This window comes from Polaromonas sp. (assembly GCF_030682935.1).
GTDB lineage: Bacteria > Pseudomonadota > Gammaproteobacteria > Burkholderiales > Burkholderiaceae_C > Polaromonas.
The window spans coordinates 1-4,034 of record NZ_JAUXNA010000128.1 but is presented as its reverse complement, the minus strand read 5'-3'; the positions used below and the strand labels follow the sequence as shown (position 1 = coordinate 4,034).

General features: G+C 56.9%; 4 protein-coding genes and 1 pseudogene. All 5 read left to right on the top strand.

Features of this window, described 5'->3' with window-relative positions; genetic code table 11:
* Positions 1 to 157, top strand: a pseudogene (locus tag Q8K05_RS05840) (NADH-quinone oxidoreductase subunit I); the annotation flags it as partial.
* 44 nt (positions 158 to 201) lie between these two features.
* Positions 202 to 846, top strand: a complete 645-nt coding sequence (locus Q8K05_RS05835; protein ID WP_305245572.1) for an NADH-quinone oxidoreductase subunit J — start codon at positions 202 to 204, stop codon at positions 844 to 846.
* Positions 843 to 1,151 (top strand): NADH-quinone oxidoreductase subunit NuoK, encoded by a 309-nt coding sequence (gene nuoK, locus Q8K05_RS05830; protein ID WP_007864437.1) that lies wholly within the window; start codon positions 843 to 845, stop codon positions 1,149 to 1,151. Before Q8K05_RS05835 ends, nuoK begins: the two co-directional genes overlap by 4 nt.
* Positions 1,152 to 1,158: 7 nt before the next feature.
* Entirely contained in the window at positions 1,159 to 3,183 is a 2,025-nt protein-coding gene (nuoL, locus tag Q8K05_RS05825) for an NADH-quinone oxidoreductase subunit L (protein ID WP_305245571.1), read from the top strand.
* 18 nt (positions 3,184 to 3,201) lie between these two features.
* On the top strand, positions 3,202 to 4,034 hold an 833-nt coding region (locus tag Q8K05_RS05820; protein ID WP_305245570.1), incomplete at its 3' end, for an NADH-quinone oxidoreductase subunit M.

The window sequence follows — 4,034 nt, the reverse complement described above, 5'->3', positions numbered from 1 at the left end:
CTGCCCGGTTGATTCGATTGTCGAGACCCATATTTTTGAATACCACGGTGAAAAGCGCGGTGACCTGTATTTCACCAAAGAGATGCTGCTGGCCGTGGGGGATCGTTATGAAACCGAAATCGCGGCCGCCAGGGCTGCAGATGCCCCGTACCGCTGAATTCCACGCCCAAGCAGTCGCCTCAAGAAAGAATTTATAAAAACATGGACGCTATAACCGGTCTTTTTTACTTCTTTGCCGCGGTGTTGCTGTTTTCAGCATTCCGGGTCATCACCGCGCGCAACCCGGTGCATGCCGCGCTGTACCTGGTGCTCGCATTTTTTCAGGCGGCGGCTGTCTGGATCCTGCTCAAAGCCGAGTTTTTGGCCATCACGCTGGTGCTCGTGTATGTCGGTGCCGTGATGGTGCTGTTTCTCTTTGTGGTGATGATGCTCGACATCAACATGGACGGCATCCGCAAGGGTTTCTGGAAGCATTTCCCCCTCGCCGGCATGGTGGGCGTCGTCATTGCGCTGGAAATGTCCTATGTGCTGATGGGCGGCTTTCGCGAGCCTCCCAAACTGGCTTCCGCGGCAGGCCATATTGGCGACCAGGTCTCCAACACCAAGGCGCTTGGCATATTGCTTTACTCCGAATACCTTTACCCGCTGGAAATTGCAGCCGTCATTTTGCTGGTGGCCATCATTGCCGCCATCGCACTGACCTTGCGTGAGCGCAAGGACTCCAAACATACCAATGCAGCCGACCAGGTGCGGGTCAAGCGCGGCGACCGCGTCAGCCTGGTCAAGATGAAGTCTGTGGTCGCGGCATCGGCTGCCAACACGCCCGCCGAGGAAAAACAATCATGACGCTCACGCTGGGACATTTTCTTTCGCTGGGGGCCATGCTGTTTGCGCTGTCGGTCATCGGCATTTTCCTGAACCGCAAGAACCTGATCGTGCTGCTCATGGCGATTGAGCTCATGCTGCTGGCCGTCAACATGAATTTCGTGGCGTTTTCGTACTACCTGAACGATATGGCGGGGCAGGTTTTTGTGTTCTTCATATTGACCGTCGCGGCGGCCGAATCGGCCATCGGGCTGGCCATACTGGTGCTGCTGTTCCGTAACAAGTCCAGCATCAACGTCGACGAACTCAATACGCTCCAGGGTTAATAAAAACATGAGTCAAACCCTTTCTGCATCGAGCTTGCTGGCCGTTCCGCTGGCACCCTTGGCCGGCGCTCTGGCGGCCGGTATTCTGGGAACCTCCTTCGGCGGCAACTGGATAGGCCGCCGCCTGTCGCATACCCTCACCATTCTGGGCGTGTTGGTGGCATTCATCATCTCGGCCATGACGCTCAAAAGCGTGGCGCTGGATGGCGCGCGCTTCAATGAAACGCTCTACACCTGGATGGTGGTCGGCGGGCTGAAAATGGAAATCGGCTTTCTGGTCGATGGTCTGACAGCCATGATGATGTGCGTGGTGACGTTTGTCTCGCTCATGGTGCACATCTACACGATTGGCTACATGGAAGAAGACGAGGGGTATAACCGCTTCTTCGCCTACATTTCCCTGTTCACTTTCTCCATGCTGATGCTGGTGATGAGCAACAACTTGCTGCAGCTGTTTTTTGGCTGGGAAGCGGTGGGCCTGGTGTCTTATTTGCTGATCGGCTTCTGGTTCAACAAGCCCAGCGCGGTTTTTGCCAACATGAAGGCATTCCTCGTCAATCGCGTGGGTGATTTCGGCTTTATCCTGGGCATTGGCCTGCTTGCCGCCTATGCCGGCACGCTCAACTATGGCGAGGCGTTTGCCAAGGCGGACCAGCTGTCCCAGCTGACCTTGCCGGGGACCGGCTGGATGCTGGTGACCGTGATCTGCATCTGCCTGTTTATCGGCGCCATGGGCAAGTCGGCCCAGTTTCCGCTGCATGTGTGGCTGCCGGATTCCATGGAAGGCCCAACGCCTATTTCTGCGCTGATTCATGCGGCAACCATGGTGACGGCCGGTATTTTCATGGTGGCACGCATGTCGCCGCTGTTTGAACTCAGCGATACCGCGCTGAGCTTCATCATGGTGATTGGCGCGATCACGGCGCTGTTCATGGGATTTATGGGCATCATCCAGAACGACATCAAGCGGGTGATCGCGTATTCCACCTTGTCGCAGCTGGGTTACATGACGGTCGCGCTCGGCGCTTCCGCTTATTCCGTGGCCGTGTTCCACCTGATGACGCATGCTTTCTTCAAGGCACTGCTGTTCCTGGCGGCGGGCTCGGTCATCATGGGCATGCACCACCTCCAGGACATCCGCTGGATGGGCGGCGTACGCAAGTACATGCCGATCACCTGGATTACCTTTCTGCTGGGCTCGCTTGCGCTGATCGGGACGCCACTCTTTGCCGGTTTTTACTCCAAGGACAGCATCATTGAGGCCGTGCATGAAAGCCATCTGGCGGGCGCCAGTTTCGCCTATTACGCGGTGCTGGCGGGTGTGTTCGTGACGGCCTTTTATTCATTCCGTCTGTACTTCCTGGTCTTTCACGGCAAGGAACGCTTTGATCAGAATCCCGATGCGCACCACGACGCACATGATGATCACGGCCACCATGGCGCGCAGCAGAAACCCCATGAGTCCCCCTGGGTGGTCACGGTGCCGCTGATTCTGCTGGCGATTCCCTCGGTGGTTATCGGTTTCATGACGATCCAGCCCATGCTGTTTGGTGAGTTTTTCAAGGACGCCATTTTTGTCAACCTTGAGCGGCATCCCGCCATGGAAGAGTTGGCCAAGATCTTCCACGGTCCGGCCCAGATGGCCTTGCATGGCCTCATGACCGCACCCTTCTGGCTGGCGCTGGCCGGTGTGGTGCTGTCGTATTACATGTACATGGTGAACCCGGCCCTGCCTGCGGCCATCAAGCGCCGGGTGCAGCCGATTTATGCCTTGCTTGAGAACAAGTACTACCTCGACTGGTTCAACGAAAACGTGCTGGCCCGTGGGGCGCGTGGCCTGGGGACGGTTTTCTGGAAGGTTGGCGACGAAAAGCTGATTGACGGCGCTGTGGTCAATGGCTCATGGAAGCTGGTGGGCTGGATCTCCGGCATGGTGCGAAAGCTGCAGTCGGGCTACATCTACCACTACGCCTTCGGCATGATTATTGGCGTGTTTGTGTTGATGACGTATTTCGTCTGGCTCAAGCAATAAGAATAAGGAAGAACGAGAATGGGATTGTTGAGCCTTGCCATATGGACGCCGATTTTTTTCGGCGCCGTTTTGTTGGCGCTGGGTCGTGACGAACAGGCACGCAGTGTGCGCTGGATCGCGCTGATCGGTGCTGTCGTCAGTTTTCTGGTGACCTTGCCCTTGTACGACGGCTTTCAGCTGGGTACTTCGGCCATGCAGTTTGTCGAGAAGGCCAGCTGGATTGGGCGTTTCAATGTCAATTACCACCTCGGTGTGGACGGCATTTCGCTCTGGTTCGTGCTGCTGACTGCTTTCATCACGGTCGTGGTTGTCATCGCCAGCTGGGAATCGATCACGAAACGCGTCAACCAGTACATGGCCGCCTTGCTGATTCTCAGCGGTCTCATGATCGGCGTTTTCGTCGCCCTGGACGGCATACTGTTTTATGTGTTCTTTGAGGCCACCTTGATCCCGATGTACCTGATCATCGGCATCTGGGGCGGGCCCAAAAAGATCTACGCGGCGTTCAAGTTCTTTCTGTACACGCTGCTCGGCTCCCTGATGATGCTGGTCGCGCTGATGTTTTTGTACACCAAGTCCGGCGGCAGTTTCGATATTGCCACCTGGCACAGGCTGCCGCTGGGCGGTACGGTGCAGACCCTGCTGTTCTTTGCGTTTTTTGCGGCCTTTGCCGTCAAGGTGCCTATGTGGCCGGTCCACACCTGGTTGCCTGACGTGCACGTGGAGGCGCCTACCGGCGGCTCCGCCGTGCTGGCTGCCATCATGCTCAAGCTCGGCGCTTACGGGTTTCTGCGGTTTTCGCTGCCTATCGCGCCGGATGCCTCGCGCGAGTGGGCCTGGTTGATGATTGC

Excerpts from the sequence above, each read along its gene's own strand:
- Q8K05_RS05835 (WP_305245572.1), top strand. The coding sequence starts at position 202 with ATGGACGCTATAACCGGTCTTTTTTACTTCTTTGCCGCGGTGTTGCTG.
- nuoK (WP_007864437.1), top strand. The coding sequence starts at position 843 with ATGACGCTCACGCTGGGACATTTTCTTTCGCTGGGGGCCATGCTGTTT.
- nuoL (WP_305245571.1), top strand. The coding sequence starts at position 1,159 with ATGAGTCAAACCCTTTCTGCATCGAGCTTGCTGGCCGTTCCGCTGGCA.